9 protein-coding genes, 2 tRNA genes and 1 pseudogene are annotated in these 22,505 nt (G+C 39.6%); 3 read left to right on the forward strand and 9 right to left on the reverse strand.

Annotated elements, in window-relative coordinates; translation table 11 throughout:
- Window positions 1-1,162 precede the first annotated feature (1,162 nt).
- A complete protein-coding gene (gene mscM, locus HBA_RS02210; protein ID WP_097032402.1) occupies window positions 1,163-4,486 on the reverse strand; it encodes a miniconductance mechanosensitive channel MscM in 3,324 nt (1,107 codons plus the stop codon).
- 600 nt (window positions 4,487-5,086) lie between these two features.
- A complete protein-coding gene (locus tag HBA_RS03495) occupies window positions 5,087-5,254 on the reverse strand; it encodes a hypothetical protein (protein ID WP_157774254.1) in 168 nt (55 codons plus the stop codon).
- Window positions 5,255-6,580: 1,326 nt separating this feature from the next.
- Here HBA_RS03495 and orn (HBA_RS02215) point away from each other — a divergent pair.
- Entirely contained in the window at window positions 6,581-7,126 is a 546-nt protein-coding gene (gene orn, locus HBA_RS02215) for an oligoribonuclease (protein WP_097032403.1), read from the forward strand.
- 145 nt (window positions 7,127-7,271) lie between these two features.
- Window positions 7,272-7,346, forward strand: a tRNA-Gly gene (locus HBA_RS02220).
- Between the two features lie 1,162 nt (window positions 7,347-8,508).
- On the opposite strand, the gene HBA_RS02225 is transcribed toward HBA_RS02220, so the two are convergent.
- Both HBA_RS02225 and orn (HBA_RS02230) read right to left on the reverse strand, forming a co-directional pair.
- Window positions 8,509-8,583: transfer RNA gene (locus HBA_RS02225), tRNA-Gly, on the reverse strand.
- 145 nt (window positions 8,584-8,728) lie between these two features.
- Entirely contained in the window at window positions 8,729-9,274 is a 546-nt protein-coding gene (gene orn / locus HBA_RS02230) for an oligoribonuclease (protein WP_097032403.1), read from the reverse strand.
- 1,218 nt (window positions 9,275-10,492) lie between these two features.
- Here orn (HBA_RS02230) and asd point away from each other — a divergent pair.
- Window positions 10,493-11,380, forward strand: a complete 888-nt coding sequence (gene asd / locus HBA_RS02235; RefSeq protein WP_097032404.1) for an archaetidylserine decarboxylase — start codon at window positions 10,493-10,495, stop codon at window positions 11,378-11,380.
- A gap of 376 nt (window positions 11,381-11,756) precedes the next feature.
- Here asd and HBA_RS03500 read toward each other — a convergent pair whose 3' ends face one another.
- The 5 genes and pseudogenes from HBA_RS03500 to HBA_RS02270 form a co-directional block, all read right to left on the reverse strand.
- Window positions 11,757-11,933 (reverse strand): hypothetical protein, encoded by a 177-nt coding sequence (locus tag HBA_RS03500; protein ID WP_157774255.1) that lies wholly within the window; start codon window positions 11,931-11,933, stop codon window positions 11,757-11,759.
- 1,555 nt (window positions 11,934-13,488) lie between these two features.
- The gene (gene epmA / locus HBA_RS02240; RefSeq protein WP_097032405.1) at window positions 13,489-14,466 is read right to left on the reverse strand and encodes an elongation factor P--(R)-beta-lysine ligase; all 978 of its coding nucleotides are present in this window, start codon (window positions 14,464-14,466) and stop codon (window positions 13,489-13,491) included.
- 2,774 nt (window positions 14,467-17,240) lie between these two features.
- Window positions 17,241-18,401 (reverse strand): annotated as a pseudogene (gene groEL, locus HBA_RS03505) (chaperonin GroEL); the annotation flags it as partial.
- A 907-nt stretch (window positions 18,402-19,308) separates the two neighbouring features.
- Window positions 19,309-20,427: a bifunctional chorismate mutase/prephenate dehydrogenase gene (gene tyrA, locus HBA_RS02265; RefSeq protein ID WP_097032409.1), complete on the reverse strand. Its 1,119-nt coding sequence runs from the start codon at window positions 20,425-20,427 to the stop codon at window positions 19,309-19,311.
- Window positions 20,421-21,503: a 3-deoxy-7-phosphoheptulonate synthase gene (locus tag HBA_RS02270; RefSeq protein WP_097032410.1), complete on the reverse strand. Its 1,083-nt coding sequence runs from the start codon at window positions 21,501-21,503 to the stop codon at window positions 20,421-20,423. The genes tyrA and HBA_RS02270 overlap by 7 nt, the downstream gene beginning before the upstream one ends.
- Window positions 21,504-22,505 lie beyond the last annotated feature (1,002 nt).

Below are 22,505 nucleotides of genomic sequence, written 5' to 3' on the forward strand. Positions count from 1 at the left end.
ATTGCAGATCTATGTGTAACTCTAACGCATAACGAATATCTTTATTAAGTGCACTAATAAATAGGTGCCGTAAAAAGGCTAAAAAAGAGACCTTAATCTAGTTTACTCTCGTCAAGAGAAAGCGCGCATTTTCGATGCGCTAAAAAATAAAAACAGCAGTATAAATAAAAAACGAGAAGGTTTTCTATGCAGAGATAGCGTATAACTAATTCATGATAAATAATATTAAGGGTAGTAATTACCCGGAGTGTATCGCTAAATCGATAAAAATGGTAAAGTAGACTTGATGTAAAGTACTACATCTCGATGTATAAAACGTGACCATGATTAACTCATTCTTTTTTTGAGTAACACATTGTATTAAAACAGTAATTATATGTGTTTGTATTAAATATACAGCAGACTGTCTTTTGTTGTTAAACAAAAAAGATATGAGTTATGCGGATAGCTAGAAATTTAGTGCGATCATTGCCAATCTATTACAACAACCCTTAATTTTATACCAGATCCGGAAGTTCTTCAATGAACGCAAATTACTTGAAGTATAAACTTTAGCTATTAGCCAAAAAGCGGTGACAGATATTAACCTTGTTTCATTCCAGCTTTGCCAAAGTTTTCGTAATTAAGTAAGCTAATCGTTATCAAACTCCGTAATTTACCATGTGTTAAGTTATATTGCCTTACTTATGATGTGTACAAATACCTAAAATTGCACTAGTTAAAATTAGCATCGAAGATGCATAGGCTATCACATGAGGTTAACGTATATTTTAAAGGTATTAAGTTAGTTAATAGGTTTCGTGAGTTGATTAATGTGTGCTATCAGCGTCAATAATCAAAACAGGAGTAACTACTAGCAAGTAGCGATGAGCATAACTAAGCACAAATAAACCTATTTATAGATGTGCTCGCTTTTCTAAAAAAATATGCTTTAAGTACCGCACTATTGATGCGGTTACGCCATTGGTTTCTTCAGGTAAATATTATATCGAATTTTCTAGATTTATGTCGGTCGTCCACCGTTGTTATTTACTTAACAGATTGCGCCTCTAGGTATTATTACTTTCTCTGTTTTATCCGGATTTGCTCTCACAAAACGTCTGATGTATTTTTCTGTGCCTGCGCTTTATTTGCATAAATACGGCAGGCTTATAATCGGGAGTCAGAGCGAGCCGTTTTCTGTCTTTATTTGATTCTTGTGGCGGCTATTATCGTACTTGATCTGATCCATGCGCAGATGGAAAGGCGGGAAAGGCAATACCATTCCGTTTTTGCGATAACCTTCTAAAATTAGCACATGTACCTGATGGCGTAGCGGCATCCGATGCCCCATTTCGGCAGCGTGCATACGCAGCTCAAATAACGGCAAACCCTGCTGTAAATCTACTAAAAAAGCCTCAGGTGCCGGTAACTCCAACACTAGTGGGCAACTGCGGGCTGCTTGGACTAGAATATGCGTCACTTGTTCAATATTGGCGTCAGTTGGAGCGGGGACTCTTAGTACGACACGCGTGACGGTATCAGACAGTGACCAATTAACGAACTGTTCAGTTATAAAAGCCTTGTTGGGCACGATGATTTCTTTTCGATCCCAGTCAGTAATAGTGGTAGCTCGGGTATTAATTCGGGTAATAGTGCCAGTAAGAGTGCGAATGGTTACGGTATCGCCAATCCGAATCGGTTTTTCAAATAAAATTATTAGACCGGAGATAAAGTTGGCAAATATCTCCTGAAGGCCAAATCCTAGACCTACACCTAACGCTGCTACCAGCCACTGTAGTTTTGACCACTCGATACCTATCATGGAGAAACCGATAAGTCCCCCTAGCAACATCAGTCCATATTTAGTTAAAGTAGTAATGGCATACCCTGTTCCCGGGGTTAAATCCAAATGCTGTAACAGTGCCAGTTCCAACAGTGAGGGTAAGTTGCGCACCATCTGGGTAGTTATAATGAAGACAAGAATGGCGATTAACAAAGCACCGAGTGTAATTGGCTGAATGCTATCGACCCCCTGAATAGTAGAGGTTGCATCCCATAGGGTAATGTTTTCCAGAAAGCCAAACGCTGAATGCAACTCCGACCACAGTAAAATTACTGATAACAGCGCAATGAGTGTTAAAATTGAACGTACTAGCTGTAGCGACTGTGCGCTAATGGTATCGAGATCTAACACTTTTTCATCGATTTCTGCGGCTACATCATTCAATTGGGATGATGACAGATCTTCTTCATTGCGCGCCCGCTGGGCTAGCATCTCTGCCCGGCGTAACTTAGTGCGCTCGAAAGCAATGCGACGTCGCTGAATGAACATCCAGCGACGAATAATGTGATATATAATTAGTAATAAAAACCAGATCGCTACCGAGGTTTCCAGCCGTGCTAGTAAAGCTTGCGCGGTCGTTAGATGTCCTAGGCAAGCAGCGGTTGCCGCGGCTATGGGCGCGCAGATCATAATATTCCATAACGAACGGTTGACGACATTATCGCTCGCGCCATGTTTATCAAAATATAGCGGCAGACCGGCACGCTTCAGGCTAGTAGTTACCTGTGATAAACAAGCACATAACAGACAAAAGCATAATCTACCTAAGGTACCGGCGAACTCCCGTTCGCTGTAATTATCAAACGATATCAGTGCCATAATTAAAGGTACGATCATGCCTATAGACAGTGTATAGTAACGCAGTGCTCGCTTTACCTGCTGCTGTGGCCATCCAAAATGCACGATAAATAGCCCCTGCGGACGAGCAAAGTGGGCGCATATCATAAATACCCACAGTACTGGCACCGTTGCGCTTACGCCATCGCCGATAGCGATTGCCACTGGATATGGCCAGGCATGACGTAATCCATATCCTAGTGCCGCCCACAGTACAGGCAGCGGCAAGGCGACTAATACCGACCAAAAGACATTGCACAAAGTCAGGGAAAGATGGTCCTGATTAACCTTTCCAACCCGACTGCTTGACCGCTCAAGAAAAGCGTAATAATGTCGTCGGGAACTTAGGCTGAAACCGACCAAAAGCAACGCCCCGAACAGTGGAATTAGTGTTTCTTGTCTGGTCAGCATCATGCCGAGTGCGTGGGTTAACTGACTAAAAGTATCGATGGTTACCAACCGACGCAAATCCTGACCGACATTTAACGGGTAGGAAAGACCAATCGGGCTCACATCAGCAACCCAAAACAGGTATCGATGGGCTGCCTCTTGAATTTCATTCATAGTCTCTTCAAGCTGGCTATTCGCTACTTTTAGTTTAGTTAGTTCCAGGATCTGGGTATCGCAGCCAGTGAGCAGTGCATTGAGCAGGTTACGCTGAATTGCAAGTTGCACGTCGAGAATACGCCGCTGCGCTGATGTTAAAGGTGAGCCGTCGTCCTGCACTCCTAGGGAGTGCAGCGGTAACTTGTTCATTAAGTCTTCAAAATGCAGGCGCTGCACACGCAACTGAGCCATATCGCTGTCTAACTGCTGAGACTTAGGCAGTTCCGGCAATCTGGATACCTGAGCACGTAAGGTTTCTCCTAGCGCGGGCGATTCATATAGCCATTGTGATTGCTCACGTAGCGTAGTTAGTGCCTGACGCACCTGTAAGGTTTGTGAAGCGGTCTGTCGCTGCTGCGAAGCGATAATCTCCATGCGCTGCATTTGTTGATTAAACGCAATGGAAAGTTCACGATTAATTTGCAACTGGGTACCGATCGATTTTGGCAGTTCGCCCATCTGTTCTGCCAGCATTTCTGTATGCTCAATTGCTTGTTTCGTTTCCTCCTGACGTAAGCTATTAAGTTGATTGCGCAATAGCTGCAACTCTTGATCTACGCGGTTATGGCGTTTTCTTAGTAGCTCGGCGCGCAGACGTGATAACTCCTGTCGGTTATTGGCACTTAACTGGGCAAGATCTAGTTCTTCTACTTTTAGCCGTCGAGCGTATTGTTCAAACTGCATCGCAGTAGCTTGAGCCTGTTCCAGCGGGGTGTTGGGCGTAGGCAGTGCATTACACTGTTGTTCCACATAAGTTAATGCTCTGCGTGCTTCTGTTTGCTGCTGCGGCAGCAAACCTAGCGAGTCGCTGATAGCGTGCGCCTGGTCTTGCTCTTGCTTCAATTGATCAGATAACTCCATAAGTTGACTGTTAATTTGTAACAGCCGTTGATTTAGTTCACTGCTAGCTAGGTTGTGGTTTAGGGGGTTAGGGTTATCTGGTTCTCTATCTTTTTCATCTCGCAGCTGGCGAGTGAGCACCGGAAAGTCGTCAATAGCCTTCTGATATTTTGATATTTTAGAACTGGATGCTTTACATTCGGCAATGGCGTTCAGCGATGACTGAAGCGCTTCGATAATCGCTGCCTGGTTCGGTGAAGTTTGATCATCTAGTGCCTGCTGCAGATCTTTTTTGAGCTGGCTCTCGTCTGGTAAGTTAGCGGAGAAGGCAGGGGAAGTTATTAGCCATCCTAAGAAAAAAAGTGTAATCCAGCTCAAGGTGAGGACCCTCGTTTTAACCACAGATGATTCAGGTTAGCCGGCAGCTATCGGCTTGTCCCGTTGACGTGGCCCCAGCTATTGCCCTCCCTGGCGGGCAGTAATATCGAGTAGGCATATTTGCATTCAGCAACATTTTTTTGGACAAAAGATGAATAACCGTTTAACCCAGCTTGAAGTTAGTACCCTTATTCCTGTCTTTTTAGGAGTACAGACGCCTTCGCAAGGCGTCCTCGCTAGCGAAAAGACTAGCATTTGATAATTTCTGCCCGTGGCTAAGTTAACGATGCCTGTTTATACATTATCGATTATTATCAACAATGTTATCCGATCGCTAAAATTTGCGTCATAGAGACAAAATCGTTATAGGAAAAGTAGATGATTCGTTTAGTTACGGGCAAATAAGTTAATGATATTAGCTTACTGCTAGTGTATGTACTGAAACAAATCGCCCGGGACTTTCAACTTTTCGTGCGATACATTGTTGTAAGACATATGCACGCGGTGATAATCACGAAGCACTAGATAGGTCGCAGCAAATTTGCTGCCGCGAAAAATAAGCTATTAATGACTTGTGTTTCAGCTAACAGTGCTGCAAGTCTAGAATAGTATCTTTTTTCTAAAATACTTCCCATCCTCAATAAGTCGAGCATCATTGCGCAACGATCGGACGAAGAATGCGTTAAAGGTTGGATCGGCTGTCAGATCTGACTGCTGCGCTTCTTGCATATCGACATTATATAGGCGCACGAACAACATAATAACCAACGGGTAAGCAAGCCGCCGCTTACGGCGTTCTGCACATCAACCGACCAGTGACGTTAGCCAACGCTGAGGCAACAGGTGTAGTAGAGCTATCTTTATCTTGTCTAACATTAGAGCCACCTCTTTCCTACTTTATTAACTAGCCAAAATGTGGTGCATATTATATCGTCAGCAGTGATACATATCAGCAATCTCGCCACCAAAAGACAAACGTGCATTAACCTCAACCATTTTATATATAATACAATGGTAATAAACGAAACGTTGGCAAGAGTTAGCATCGCTTCCACCGCAGTTCAGATTGGTATTATGACTACAGTTATGTAACTTTACAGGCACCAAATTACCCCTGCATTTGACAAAATCATGGGCAAAAAATCTGGCGCCCGATGCCAAAGAACAAACTTTCTGTAATACAAAAGAAAGAAATTAAATGACCTAGGATCTAAAATATTTTGCTTAATAACAGTATGCCGCTCGCGTTCCATAATGATGGAAGACACGATTCATTAAAATCTTTTCGTAATCTAATAATAGCATATTGAATAACCCCAGATTAACTAGTGAAAATACTGGTATGACTGAACCAGCATTTCCTAGAAATAACTAATTTAATTTGCTGGTATGGCTCTATTATCAAGCAACTGATAGCTTATACATATAATAGATAGTAATATGCGGCTTTAATTCCAGCCAGACCGCAATGTTAGTAAACAATTTTATTGAGTACGATAAGCAGTCTTCATTTCTACTTTGCATGATTACAGATAACGATTTATCATTTCCAAAAATAACTCGTCGTAAAGACAAGCAAAGGCAATAACGATGTTATCCATATTTGCCGCAATCCATTTGATGATGTTATACACATCGGAGCAAGTGAACAATTAACATTGCAGATAGGGATAGCCTATACAATGCATAATGCAAATAATACCTAATCCAGAACAGTTGAGATTTACTAACGTGTTATATCATCTATATCACCCTATCACTAGGAACTTGATAGTATGAAGCATATTGTTGCTACGGTAAATTATGCACCGCTCGTGATTGATTCCCCAATCATTATGTATGCTATGCTAGCTAACTATAAAACCTTTAGGGTCCCACCTTAACTGATTAGTCCCATTGTGAACGTCTCTGCGCTCACGTTATTACCAGCGTCAATGATGAAGTTCGTTTTGTAACTAACACTCTTGCTCTTTAAGCAATTTATTTTGCTGATAGCGCCTGACTTAGTTATGATATAAATCATATAGGTAATAACAATAACTACCATATATATGGTATCAGATAAGCCGTAAAATCCTTTACTACGAGTAAACCATGATGGTAAATGATTATAACCTGATTTGGATCGATCTGGAAATGACCGGGCTAGATCCAGAACGCGATCGTATTATCGAAATAGCAACGCTGGTCACCGACGCCAATCTAGCTATTCTTGCAGAAGGTCCGTTGCTAGCAATACATCAATCTGACTCTCATCTGGCGATGATGAATGAATGGAATTTGCGTACTCATACTGCCAGTAGATTAGTTAACCGGGTTCGGTACAGTCAGCTGAATGAAGACGATGCAGTGGCGCAGATACTGCCATTTTGGGCTAAATGGGTACCTGCCGGCAAGTCGCCGATTTGCGGTAATAGTATAGGACAGGATCGGCGCTTCTTATTCCGCTATATGCCAGCGCTCGAAGCATATTTTCACTACCGTTACCTAGATGTCAGTACGATAAAAGAACTGGTTCGTCGTTGGAAGCCAGAAATTCTGGCCGGGTTGAAGAAAAAAAATAAACATCAGGCGCTAGACGATATCCGCGAATCTGTTGCAGAACTAGTCTATTATCGCAAACATTTTATCTGTTTGTAATCTCCTGCGGTAAAACTGGATTGACGTGGTTATGTTTGCGGCAATCGCATTAATAAAAAACTAATTTCGTCGCGGAAGATCTTGCAGCTAGCGATATTTGTCGTAAAATGCTTCTTTTAATACCAAGACTTCATGTTAGGTCCATGCGGGAATAGCTCAGTGGTAGAGCACAACCTTGCCAAGGTTGGGGTCGCGAGTTCGAGTCTCGTTTCCCGCTCCATTTTTCATTATTACCCTCTGCAATATGCTTATTTTTACATGAAAATTAAGGTAAGCTATTATAATACTCCCTTATCGTTAATATAACTTTGGTTTAGCGCAAAATAATACCTTGTCATTATTTATCAAGGCGCTTTGGTCATTAGATGCAAAGCGGTCGGTTGATACTTGTTTATTATTGAATGTTAGTTAGGAAACATTATTAATTTCATGAATAATATAGCGGTTTCTATATGTATGAATGTTAACCTGGCTTAACGATCGCACGATCAACTATGCTGCAGCAATAAATATAATAAGGAGGATATTGCAACCAGTTTTAGGTATGCATTTACATGCCTGGTGCGATTTGCGCGTACGTCACAGCCAGCTTAAGTGCGATGCGTATCGATACGGCGTTCTTTGTATCAAATAATAAACTAAAAAACCTATGTTTTTTATTTGGGTTTGTTGCTACGCACAACTATTAGTTAGCAGGATAACAATAGATATTAGGAAAGCATAGTGTTTTAAGTTACGATGTTTATGTGCGTAATAGTAGCGAGATTCTGGTACAACATCGATGAAAGTGTATAGCGGCCGAATCTTACAACATCAGAACGAACCGCCTAATAAACTTAGGAAGTTAAAGGAAAACCAATTTTACATTCTGAGTAACAATCTCATTGTGCAGTTATTAAGATCGTTTTCACCCGCGGTGCGATCAATAAAATATCTGATTCCTTGTACTAGGACTAATGTCCTGTGCCTGCTATAAAAGAACTTAACACAGCCGATATGGTATCGCACTTAAGATGGCTGTGACGTACGCGCAAATCGCACCAGGCATGTAAATGCATACCTAAAACTGGTTGCAATATCCTCCTTATTATATTTATTGCTGCAGCATAGTTGATCGTGCGATCGTTAAGCCAGGTTAACATTCATACATATAGAAACCGCTATATTATTCATGAAATTAATAATGTTTCCTAACTAACATTCAATAATAAACAAGTATCAACCGACCGCTTTGCATCTAATGACCAAAGCGCCTTGATAAATAATGACAAGGTATTATTTTGCGCTAAACCAAAGTTATATTAACGATAAGGGAGTATTATAATAGCTTACCTTAATTTTCATGTAAAAATAAGCATATTGCAGAGGGTAATAATGAAAAATGGAGCGGGAAACGAGACTCGAACTCGCGACCCCAACCTTGGCAAGGTTGTGCTCTACCACTGAGCTATTCCCGCATGGACCTAACATGAAGTCTTGGTATTAAAAGAAGCATTTTACGACAAATATCGCTAGCTGCAAGATCTTCCGCGACGAAATTAGTTTTTTATTAATGCGATTGCCGCAAACATAACCACGTCAATCCAGTTTTACCGCAGGAGATTACAAACAGATAAAATGTTTGCGATAATAGACTAGTTCTGCAACAGATTCGCGGATATCGTCTAGCGCCTGATGTTTATTTTTTTTCTTCAACCCGGCCAGAATTTCTGGCTTCCAACGACGAACCAGTTCTTTTATCGTACTGACATCTAGGTAACGGTAGTGAAAATATGCTTCGAGCGCTGGCATATAGCGGAATAAGAAGCGCCGATCCTGTCCTATACTATTACCGCAAATCGGCGACTTGCCGGCAGGTACCCATTTAGCCCAAAATGGCAGTATCTGCGCCACTGCATCGTCTTCATTCAGCTGACTGTACCGAACCCGGTTAACTAATCTACTGGCAGTATGAGTACGCAAATTCCATTCATTCATCATCGCCAGATGAGAGTCAGATTGATGTATTGCTAGCAACGGACCTTCTGCAAGAATAGCTAGATTGGCGTCGGTGACCAGCGTTGCTATTTCGATAATACGATCGCGTTCTGGATCTAGCCCGGTCATTTCCAGATCGATCCAAATCAGGTTATAATCATTTACCATCATGGTTTACTCGTAGTAAAGGATTTTACGGCTTATCTGATACCATATATATGGTAGTTATTGTTATTACCTATATGATTTATATCATAACTAAGTCAGGCGCTATCAGCAAAATAAATTGCTTAAAGAGCAAGAGTGTTAGTTACAAAACGAACTTCATCATTGACGCTGGTAATAACGTGAGCGCAGAGACGTTCACAATGGGACTAATCAGTTAAGGTGGGACCCTAAAGGTTTTATAGTTAGCTAGCATAGCATACATAATGATTGGGGAATCAATCACGAGCGGTGCATAATTTACCGTAGCAACAATATGCTTCATACTATCAAGTTCCTAGTGATAGGGTGATATAGATGATATAACACGTTAGTAAATCTCAACTGTTCTGGATTAGGTATTATTTGCATTATGCATTGTATAGGCTATCCCTATCTGCAATGTTAATTGTTCACTTGCTCCGATGTGTATAACATCATCAAATGGATTGCGGCAAATATGGATAACATCGTTATTGCCTTTGCTTGTCTTTACGACGAGTTATTTTTGGAAATGATAAATCGTTATCTGTAATCATGCAAAGTAGAAATGAAGACTGCTTATCGTACTCAATAAAATTGTTTACTAACATTGCGGTCTGGCTGGAATTAAAGCCGCATATTACTATCTATTATATGTATAAGCTATCAGTTGCTTGATAATAGAGCCATACCAGCAAATTAAATTAGTTATTTCTAGGAAATGCTGGTTCAGTCATACCAGTATTTTCACTAGTTAATCTGGGGTTATTCAATATGCTATTATTAGATTACGAAAAGATTTTAATGAATCGTGTCTTCCATCATTATGGAACGCGAGCGGCATACTGTTATTAAGCAAAATATTTTAGATCCTAGGTCATTTAATTTCTTTCTTTTGTATTACAGAAAGTTTGTTCTTTGGCATCGGGCGCCAGATTTTTTGCCCATGATTTTGTCAAATGCAGGGGTAATTTGGTGCCTGTAAAGTTACATAACTGTAGTCATAATACCAATCTGAACTGCGGTGGAAGCGATGCTAACTCTTGCCAACGTTTCGTTTATTACCATTGTATTATATATAAAATGGTTGAGGTTAATGCACGTTTGTCTTTTGGTGGCGAGATTGCTGATATGTATCACTGCTGACGATATAATATGCACCACATTTTGGCTAGTTAATAAAGTAGGAAAGAGGTGGCTCTAATGTTAGACAAGATAAAGATAGCTCTACTACACCTGTTGCCTCAGCGTTGGCTAACGTCGCTGGTCGGTTGGTGTGCAGAACGCCGTGGCGGCTTGCTTACCCGCTGGGTTATTATGTTGTTCGTGCGCCTATATAATGTCGATATGCAAGAAGCGCAGCAGTCAGATCTGACGGCCTATCCAACCTTTAACGCATTTTTTGTCCGGTCGTTGCGCGATGACGTTCGACCTATTGATGCCGATCCGGAAGCACTGGTCTTGCCGGCAGATGGGGTTATTTCGCAGTTCGGTTCTATTGATGGTGAGCAGATTTTTCAGGCAAAAAAACATTATTACAGCTTGGAAGCACTGTTAGCCGGTAATGAGTCGATGATCGCTTATTTTCGCAATGGCAAGTTTGCCACAACATATCTAGCTCCCCGAGATTATCATCGCGTTCATATGCCGTGTAACGGTGTGTTGCGCGAAATGTTGTACGTTCCTGGAGATTTATTTTCGGTAAATATGCTGACTGCAGATTACATCCCAAACTTATTTGCACGCAATGAAAGGGTGATTTGTCTATTCGACACTGATTTTGGACCTATGGCGCAAATTTTGGTTGGTGCAAATATTGTCGGTAGTATCCAAACTGTATGGGCGGGCACTATTACGCCGCCGCGGGCGGGAATTATTAAACGCTGGCGCTATCCGTTATCAAACGAAGCTGAGGTTGTGGTCCTCTTAAAAGGACAAGAAATGGGGCGATTTAAGCTGGGTTCAACAGTCATTAACCTGTTCGTCGGCAAAAACGTGCTGCTGGGTGAACATTTGTATACTAGCTATGTGACTAGAGTAGGCCAGAGATTAGGCAAAGGACTAGATCAGGTCGACAAACGACTAACCTGAATTATATACGGTTAATAAGATAGTCTATTGCTTTGATCATTAACATAGTCTTCCCGTAGGTTGTTACCCTTGCTAGGGATCTTTTCTGTCAACCTAACAAACGAGGTACAATTTTAAAATATAGTTTTAAACTATAGTAATCTTTAAGAGAATTACCTAGGATTTTTTATTTATCCTGCAGTTAGCTGCGGGATAAATAAAAAAATCAAAATAAATGAACTTGTTTTTCCTAATCTAAAATTCAACAGAAGTCAACTAAATTAACGGCTGTTACAGATTAATTTATAGCTTAATGCACTCGGGGGGTGAACGAAGTTGCTAGCTAGTTCAAAGTAAAAATATTTTTATTTATTTAAGTTGTAATAACGTTCATAAGTTATTGCGCCAGTGCAATAAGCGCTGCCAAAAATGCCATAACCATGCGTATCAAGGCTATGTGGAACTTTTGTGCAAACAACTTAATAGTCTGGCTCGTGTCAATAAATAGGCAAAACAGGAAATTAAGCACACAAAAAATTTTCGGAATGAATTGGCGAGCTACCAAGTCAATCAACGCCGAGTTGCAAACTAATAGTGGAACTCCTTATATTGCTAACTAGATGCAACACATAGATTTTATCTAATCTCTAAGCAGCCTGATAACTAACTATATGATTCACGACTACTCTTATAAAGCGCTTATATTTTTAAGACGTAAAATAAATTTTCATAACTAGATACTGTTGGTCATAACATGATTGTACTGCTGATTATGGCACTGATATTAGCTGATAATTAAAGTGATCGGGAATTTATGTTGTTTGATGTTGTTCGATTGTTCGGTTTGTGGTGACTAATAACCTGAACATCACAAGCCTGAGAATGTTGTTATATTTTGATATACATAACATTATGTTATAATGTCTGGCTACAGCATGCTACTAAATAATGGTTGACGACTAAATCGACTAAGAGTGCTAAAGATAACATTAGCGTACAGTGGCTAGAGCGCATATGTTTTATGCTAACGCTTATGTGCGTTGTTATCGGTTAGGATTATCTTTTTATCGAAGTTGCACGCGACCTTCGTCTTTATTATAAATATTATTTATAGGATGCTATTTACTTATAGAGGGAGTAGATATAGTTTAGCCAATTACGCTCAGAGCAGCATAAATAACCATTCTGTTTTTTTATTATTACAACCAGATAGCACGCAACTTACCTTACTGCTAGAACTAGCAGTGCTGCAACATTTGAATTTATCCCGACTCCAAGAAAAGGTTATTTCATTGCTGCTTTAATTAAATACGGCTTAATGTTGCTAGGGATAGAATTTTATTCTAGGAATTAGACCTAAAATATTCGCAAATTTTATTTTGAGCCTGATGATTTTACTTAAAAAACTGATTTGGATTGGCAATGATGTAATTATTCGTACTCTTACGAATATTATGACTTCGTAATGAAATACTCGCGTCCCACCTACCATTTACCGACTAGGATCGAAAAGAAATCATATTGATTAACTAATATAATATAATTAAATAGTTAGTCAGTTGGTTACAATCTAATATTGTAACGCGAGTTTTACGGAGCTCTCCAACCTACGGGAGCTAATATGAGAAAGTTAGTTACACATATTATATTATAAGCAGATCAGCCGTTGCCAGCTGATGATAGATTTGCTAGTGCTGAAAGATTTTGGTAAATTTTATAGTTGGGTTTACCGCTATTTGAGATGCATATGCGCCCCTACACAAATGAGGAACCTGTTGCTGCTGCGTTATCAAGTAACTACACTAAACTTTAAAAGTTATAGTGCATATAGCACGGTTATTTTCTGATCTTTTTATCTGCATACAGATTAGACAAGGTCGATAATAGTACCGCTAACAAGAACTCTATCAAGCTGAATAACGGCTAACTTTGATGTCCGACAAAGAGTGCGCCGTATTTCTGCACATAAAGGGCAGCCGGCAAAACATATCAGCTGTTTTGCGAGCAAATGCTTATCGTCTCAACATGTTAGTAAATAACAACATTGATACCGCCGATATAAATTTAGAAAAATATCCAATAGGCTCTTCATCTGAAAATCCCATAGTTTAAGACGTTAATGGTAGCTCTTAAGCACATTCTATAGGAAAGGCTAGCACATCGCTTAAGCATTCGGCTTTCAGCGCTAACATTACCAGTCGGTCTACGCCTAATGCTACCCCAGAACACTCCGGCATTCCATGCCCCAAAGCGGCCAGGAAATTTTCATCTATAGGGTGTTCTGTAAGGTTCATCGCTACTCGTTTGCGGTTATCCTGCTCGAAGCGTTGGCGCTGCTCGCGCTCATCGGTCAATTCACAAAAACCATTAGCTAATTCAATGCCTTGAAAATAAACTTCAAACCTATTCGCTACCCTATGATCCTCAGTGTTGATTTTAGCCAGCGCAGCCTGAGAAGCAGGAAAATGGTATACAAAAGCGGGCTTATCATGCCCTATGTTAGGTTCTACGACCATCGCAAACAATAATTGCAACAATGTATCTCGCTCGTCCTCTGCCAAGGCTGCCTCACCTAGATCCCATTTGATCGCCGTATCATATAATTGCTTTTTGTCCGCCGACAGAGGATCAATGCCTACATGACTAATCAATGCCTGCTGATAAGAAAGTCTTTCTGCATTATCGCAAACTAGAATTTGCTGCAATAAATCGTTGACCTCGTTCATTATGAGGTACATGTCATAATCTGGGCGATACCACTCAAGCATAGTAAATTCCGGATTATGGTAACGTCCTACTTCCTCATTACGAAAACTTCTGCAAAGCTGAAATATTGGGCCGCTGCCAGCAGCTAGCAAGCGCTTCATGTGATATTCTGGACTAGTTATCAAATACAACGACATGCTCTCTGCCGCACCAGGTTTAACAAATCGAGTTTGGAATGGAATAAGATGAATATCTGTCACTGTTGCCTGGCTCATAAATGGCGTTTCTACTTCAAGTAATCCGCGTTCATTAAAAAATTTCCGGATTTGGTCCAAAATAGCAGCACGTTTTAATAAATTAGCAATAGTTGCACTTGGTTGCCAACTAGCCGAATTGCTCATCTCTTTACTCCTTTTAAGAACAGGAGGAAGTTTACCTGTGTCTTCGAGTGTAAACAAATGTCACCTAACTGAAGCAATAAAGAAAATAAGAAAATAAGAAAACTATAATAAAATTTAAAATATAGAAAATAGAAATATAATTGGTGACAACATGTTTAGATAATTATCCCTTACAGGGATAAACTGCGATATCCGCGATGAACTAAATATTTATACTACGACCCATGGGTATACGGCTAACGAACCGACAATGCAAGAAAGTAAAAAGAAAGTCAAGAATAGGCAAATTAAAGGTAAGATATCTACTTATAGCTGTGTCTTTTCCTAAGCAAATCAATTTTATTAAGTCAATTTATTACCTAACGAGCATTCACGCAAAGTGAAGGTTGAGTTGCTACCAAATTTCTTCATGACCCGCAGAGATATGATCGCCTTCATTATGAGCAGAATTTACACACGGTTAGTAAAGGCACTGCTATAACCTGTAATAAAAATATAATGACATATTTAACATGATTAAATATGTTGTAATAAACATACAAGAAATCTTACTGGCAACATAGCGTTACTATACATTTTGTGCCGCTAGCATATTGATTTTAGGTTTTGTGTGAGAAATAGCTTCTTATTCAAAAAGCTGCTTCACTAAGCTGTTCATATTCCAGTCGAAGCCGCAAGTAATATTATAACTCTCATAAAGTATTTAAAAAACAGAAAAACGAGTGGTAACATTCTAGTAATCTTTGCCAAAAAGTTTCCTAGGATCCATGAATGCCAAAAGGCAAATAACAATGTCGATAAGACTATGTTTCGCATGCCACGTTATTTAACACTGGATATATATGCCGTAGAGCATATTTACTTTAATCGTTTTACCGTTCTAAATAAAAGAGGTACTGCACCACCGCTCTGGTGTTTGCGTAAGTGGGTTTACCATCATCCAGGCGATTATAGTCTTCAGGCTATTGCCTTAGTTTCGGTAGTATTTCTGGCTACAAGAAATTAGACATCGACACATCGACTACTGCTGACCGTTTTTTTCACAACGGCAGCACGCATTTAGCTTTCTATACTAGCTATTTGGCGTTTTTTGATAACGGTTTTGGCATCGTAAGCTAGCTATTCAAGGTTTTGATTATTCATACAACGCTAAAATAACCGTCTTTTTACAAGTGCGTTAATTTGATATTAATCATATAAGTAGTTTCTACTGTGTCACTAAATTTAAAAGTTTTTTATAATGTTACCGAAAATAGGCTTATGTTTATAAATTCATATTAAACGCCTAAATTTTGCTAATATCTATGAATTTCTTATCAAGGATCACGCATAATTCGCCGTCAAGCATGATTTAAAGATAGAAACAACTTCATTTGCACTATGGAGCAGCCATTGTAGTGTTTTAACATCATATTGGTTTTTAAAACAAAATTAATACATGTTATTAAGAGAAGGGAGTAAATCAACTTACTGAGATCATTACCGATCTTGTGCAACTCTTAGAGTTTTTAGGCTCACATAAACACTACCACATTGTTGCGTGAAAAGAGCTAAGTCCCACAAAGCTTTTGTAGCTGTTTTGCGTTTCTCTTGTTTTTCTGCTGCATGTATCTGCCGGAAAAGGAGTCGTAAGATGATTATCTTGCACATTCACAGTAGACTGCTAGTTATCATGTCGGCACGTATTATACGTGTGTCTTAACCAGCTGCTGACTACAAATGGTTCTGGTGGACAACGTATATCAAATCACCTCCTTAGCGAAATTGATGATGTTGTATGTTACATAACGATACGCATTACGTAATCTAAAGTAATATTACTTCATCAAAACGAACTGGTGATTAGAGAGCTATGAACGGTTAGTGCCTGCATTGAGGGGGGTGAATGCGCCCAGAAGCTAGCAAACAATTTGTGTATACTCTTGCCGATACGGCTATATCAACAAGTCTAGCATATATGATGGGCAATGGATAAATTTAGCTATAAATCTTGCTGGCTAGAGGCTTAATAGCGTAAGATGAATCTTTTCTTGACTGGGCTGGTTAAGTTTGTAAGTAATATCATACCCACATTTTGTGGGTTTTACTGTGCTTTAAATCATCATCCACAGAGCCACCCATTTTTGTTATATTGCTGAGTTATTCACATCACAGTAACAATGCTCCGATAAAAGCCCTTGCCGCTATTATATTACTTGTGTCGTTGTGTATTTACGCAACTTAATAGGTTATTGTTAGAACAAAGCATTATTAAAAAAATAATAGTTTATACCTACAAGGTATTTCAACCGGTCTATTTATTTAAATATTCTTTTTCTACTAACATTCTATGGTTACACCCCAAAAATTTGCTTGGTTGATAATTTTATTTCTCTGGCAAGCTGTGAGGGGATAATGCCGGTAGTTAATTACATCATACCAACTTATGCGGCCTGCACCGTTTAGAGCAAATTTGTCTTCCTTTTTGAAGATTAGTTACCATACATTTTGCAGTGATCATCACAGCAGCGATAAAAGTTGCATATTGTATGCGTGTCACGGAGGTTTGCCTTAGCAGGATTTACTATATTTATATCGAGCATATGTTACCATTATACTTTTAGTAGTCGCGTTGTTGTAACCAGTGATACCTCACTTGCTTATCACTCTATTAGTTATAATGGGCGGTTTTTCGCCGGCATTTGGAAACGATCTAACTCAGCGGTGCTTCCATTGGCGCCGCGGCGGTTACAACACTTCTGCTACTGTAGTTCTAGTAGTATTTCATTGCGTCTTTCAACGCGAACCTCTTTTCTTTTATTTTGACTTACGTTGCAGCAGCTGCTACGTTGACAACGACACCCACCTGCAAGTTTTGGCTACGCGTTCTTGCAGTTTTTCACGATCGTAATTGAAAGTGGCTTTGTCGCGCTTTTAGTTGATTTGCGCAACACGGTTATCTATAAGGACTTTTATTAGCCGCTACTATCGGTGGTAGTGACTTTAGTGCTTACGATACGTTTAATCTGCCCCATATCTTTTAGAGTAGCTTCTCTAAGTCAAACCCTATTTTTCGGAAATAACGGTACTAGTTGTCAAGATAGCGATGTCCATCAGCATGGCCCTCCAGCGGATCGCAAAAGTCCGGTGCTTTTTACAGAAGCAACTTTAACGATCGATACCGAACATTGTATTGGCTACAATGTGTAGCCAGAGTTTTGCCTTTAACGTCTTTTGCGATAATAAGCAGGGGGAGCTTCACTTCTTTAGTAATTGCTTCAAGCACCTTGCAGTGTTTTACGGAAATTAGGAATCTTCTTATTCTCTATCAAGATGAACGAACTTTATAGTTCAATGGCGCTATTTTCGTTTTGTTAATAAATAAGAGGAGGAGATAACCGCGGTCGAACTGCATACTTTCTACTACATTTAGTTTATCTTGTAGACTGGAACCTTCTTCCACGGTAATCATTCTTGTTTTGCTTACTTTAATTATCGCTTTAGCCATCAGGGTACCGACGGTTTCATCGGAATTAGCAGAAATGTTGTCGACCTGAACGAGAGCTTTAGAATCGAAGCTGGGGTAAGCGGCCAGTGTTTTTAGTTCTCTTTTACAGCGGCTATAACTGCTTTATCGATATCGCGCTTGAGGTCTATCAGGTTCATGCCAGCAGCCACAACAGCTTTCAGATTTTCATTAACGATAGATTGTGCCAGCATAGTCGCGGTAGGGTGCTTGTCACCTATAGCATCATTAGTTTTGGAGGCAATTTCTTTTAATATCTGGGCGCCCATGTTTTCAACATTTCTTTTATAATTCGATTTTACGTGCAACTGCAACACCATCTTTGGGTGATGATCGGAGATACGAGATATTTATCTAGTAATACGTTACTTCTTTTAAAACAGAGGGTCACTTTTAACGCGTCTGCTAGAATATTGATACCATAAAGCATTTTTACTCGAACTTTATCACCGAATTTTATGTCTTCATTTTTTATTTCTATTTTTCTTAACTTATTTAATTTCAGATTATTATGCGCGAATTACTTCTTAATAATATCGAAATCTCGCTTTCAGATATTATTAAAACTTCCTTGTTATCTATTATTTAAAATTTAACGCCATATATCTACGATTAAAAATCGTATTGTCGCCAACTTTAACATATAATGCTTTCACTTAGCCTACTTCACCGTAAGTAACTTGTGTGACCAACTTAAAATCGGTGAGAACAACTTATGCTCTCTTTGGCTTCAACATTACGCTCGTGGTCACTCCAAATGCATAAGCAGCCTACTAAAAATGACAAGGGAAATCCCAATTTAGACGATCATAAAAAATGATTGATGATGGGGATCCAATGCACCTAATTTTCTTGTATTGTTTATTGTTGCGGCGAGAGTATTTTAAAAAATCAATGAAAATCAGCCACCAGTAGGAATTTAAATATTGTGAAACACTAAGATAATACTAAAATAGTAGCTCTTAAACACTATACTGTTGTTTTTCAGGTCAGCGAATAATACAGGCTAAAATATAGCCTGTAGATATTGCAAAATAACTTAACTACTAGCGGAAAAACATTATTTATTTTATTGAGCAAATAACAAACATATAGAAGTAAATAAGAAGCAACCGATTAAAAACATTCTTACCTCTGGTCTATATGTTGCTGGCGCTGCGCACTTATAGTTACCATGATAACACAACTGCAATCTAGATCGATACACAAAAATATACATAATTACATACTGCACAGTGACCAATATCACTTTACAAACTCCTGACGATTGTAACAAGGATGGTATTTAAAATGGACATATATCACGCCTACCGTGATATGTAATTATAACATCTTACTTACCGATTATCGTTAGCTTGATGCAATAACACGCGGCTTTTAGCAAGACAATCGGTAGTATAATCGCCGAACCAGTGGCTGATTTGGTTAAACAGGGAGATAAACTTTTGCTTATCTCCCTGTTCTAGCAACGCTATTACTGAACTGCAATGATGGTGATAGCGTTTAATCAACGCTATATTTTCTCTGGAAGCCATAATAATATCAGCACATAATTGTGGATTTTGTGCAAATAAGCGACCAATTATTATTAGCTCTAGCCGATAAATCGGTGAGGACAGCGCCAATAATTGCTCTAAGTTTATATTCTCCTTTGACAAATGCATGCCGTAAGAGAAAGTTGCGAAATGGCGCATCGCCTGGATGAAGGACATGTTTTGATCGTGCTCGACAGCGCTACTTTGGTGCAATCGCGCGCCCCATATTTTTATCTGCTCTAAAAACCATTTATAGGCCTCAGGAAGACGTCCGTCACAGTAAACGACTACTTGTTTTGCCATACTGCTGATATCGGGACCAAATATAGGATGCAGACCGAGAACTGGTCCTTTATGCTCCGCTAACATTGCTTTTAACGGCGCATTTTTTATGGACGACAAATCTACCAGAATGCAATCTTTCGGCAATGTTGGCAATTGTTTTATGATTGACACGGTTAAATAAATAGGTACGCTTATAATGACCATTCCCGCATCAACCAGCAATGCAGTGGCTTGCGGCCAGTCTTCCTTTTCCAGAACGCGGACCTGATATCCAGACAGCCTCAGCATTTTTTTAAACAGACGCCCCATTTGTCCCCGGCCGCCAATGATCACCACTGGGCGCAGTTTCGGACATAGTGTTTTAAACCCTTTGTTATTTTCGCTTGCGTATGACTCTCGCATCAGTCGTCGCAAAATATCTTCTATCAAATCTGGTGGAACTCCTAATGCAGAGGCTTCTCGACGGCGTGAAGTTAGCATCTCCTCTTCACGATCGGGGTTATAAATGGGCACGCCATAGCAGCTTTTTACTTCTCCGACCTTGGCAATTAACGACAAGCGCTTAGCCAGCAAGTTTAGCAATGCTTTGTCTACATCATCGATCTTGCCTCGTAGGAGGCTAAGTTCTGCTACCATAACGCGACCCCCCTTACAGCTGGCAGTACCGATCGCAATTCGCTGTGCAATTGTCGTAATAGGCTATCTGTGCTTTCCCAGCTAATACAGGCGTCAGTCACTGATACGCCGTAGCGCATTTCTTCTCGCGATAATTCGGCAGATTGATTACCAGCATGAATATAGCTTTCTAGCATTAAACCAATAATAGAACGATTACCGGCTTTAATTTGTGCCAGCACCGACTGTGCCACCTCTGGCTGACGTAGATAGTTTTTGTTGGAATTACCATGGCTGCAATCGATCATCAACGCCGCCCAAAGTCCAGCCTCCGCCATTTTTTTCTCGCAGTCAGTAATATCTTTGGGGTGATAATTAGGTTGTTTGCCACCACGTAGGATCACGTGACTGTCAGGATTACCGTTTGTCTGAATCAGGCAGACCTGCCCTGCCTGATTGATACCCATAAAACGGTGGGCTTCGGAAGCTGCGCGCATCGCATTAATAGCGGGCGCCAAACTACCGTCGGTACTGTTTTTAAAACCTACAGGCATGGACAAGCCCGATGCTATTTCTCTGTGGATCTGGGATTCAGTCGTGCGTGCACCAATAGCTGACCAGCTGAAGAGATCGCCAAGGTATTGCGGACTATTAGGATCTAGTGCTTCCATTGCTAAAGGGAGCCCTATGTTTACGAGTTCCAGCAACAAACGACGGGCAATTTGTAACCCAGCACCCACATCAAAAGAATTATTCATGTAAGGATCATTAATCAGTCCTTTCCAGCCAACTGTGGTACGAGGTTTTTCAAAATAAACACGCATAACTATATATAGTTGATCGCTTAATTCAATAGATATGGCTTGCAGACGATGTGCATAGTCAAGGGCAGCCTCGACATCATGAATAGAACACGGCCCACAGATTACTAACAGTCGCGGATCGCGACCGTGGATGATGTCTGCAATGGTGCACCGCGAGTCACGTATCACGCACTGTTCAGACTCACTTAAAGGAAATTTACGTTTTAATTCTTCAGGTGTAATTATTACCTGTGTATGATTGGTATCAATATTGTTAAACGCGTATTTTTGCATAATACTAATCCTAATTTTAGGAGGTGCTAGTAAGGCCTTACATTAAATCAAACTTTTACTACTTAAGATCATCATCTTTATTAAGTATAGCAGAGATACCTTAGCTAATAATTGCAAAATTTTCAATCCAAGATTATAAACAATTTATTAATGATTGGATTTTAAATCTCGTCGACATACTAGACAAGTATTCCACTTAAAGAAAGGCTATGTCAGGAGACAAAGCATTATCTGAAAACACGCAATATAGTAAGTTTTTACACAATTATCTACAAAATTTAAATTAGTTGCCCGGGGTGTGTAAAATACCGACTACAATCTATGTTATAGAATAAATGATACTTAACTTTCATTTTATAACTTACTGGTTTTACGAATAAATGTAGAAAACACCTAAGTGGCTTTGATTTGCTCATCTAGACGCAAGATCCTTACTTAGTAGGGATTAATTTATGTAATTACTAAATGAGTTACTCACTATTGATTAACTTAATAAAGAAAAATGTTTTATTTCCTAGCGTTTATTATTTGCTGGTGTGCTGGCTATAACTACAGAGAAAACAATTTGTTACCATTACACTATAGCTTAATGATAAATGGTATCAGGTTAATTATAACGATGCTATGTTAAGTAACTTATTATGCAAAATAAAAAAATGTAGGCCTACATGGCATGGCGCCTCATAGGCTGATCATGAAGACTATTTGTTATGCTGAATATTTCAGATAAAACGCATTTTATCTATCTACAACGTTTACGTGTTTGGGAAAAGCTGTAATTTTTGGTTAGTTATAATATCAGTTCCTACATCAAGTAATTGCGATAATAATGACAATATGGAAGTGGATTGTGTTAGCTGTTAACGTGCAATGACTTAGCACTAGACTAGCTTCACAATCCAAACTATTTTAGTTCATCATGCGATATTATAGGTGCTTAGACTTGATAGTATCGTTTGCAGAGTCAACTAAGACTTCTTATACTTATAAGAAGTAATCTTA

Origin of the sequence: Sodalis endosymbiont of Henestaris halophilus (assembly GCF_900161835.1) — a bacterium.
Taxonomy (GTDB): domain Bacteria; phylum Pseudomonadota; class Gammaproteobacteria; order Enterobacterales; family Enterobacteriaceae.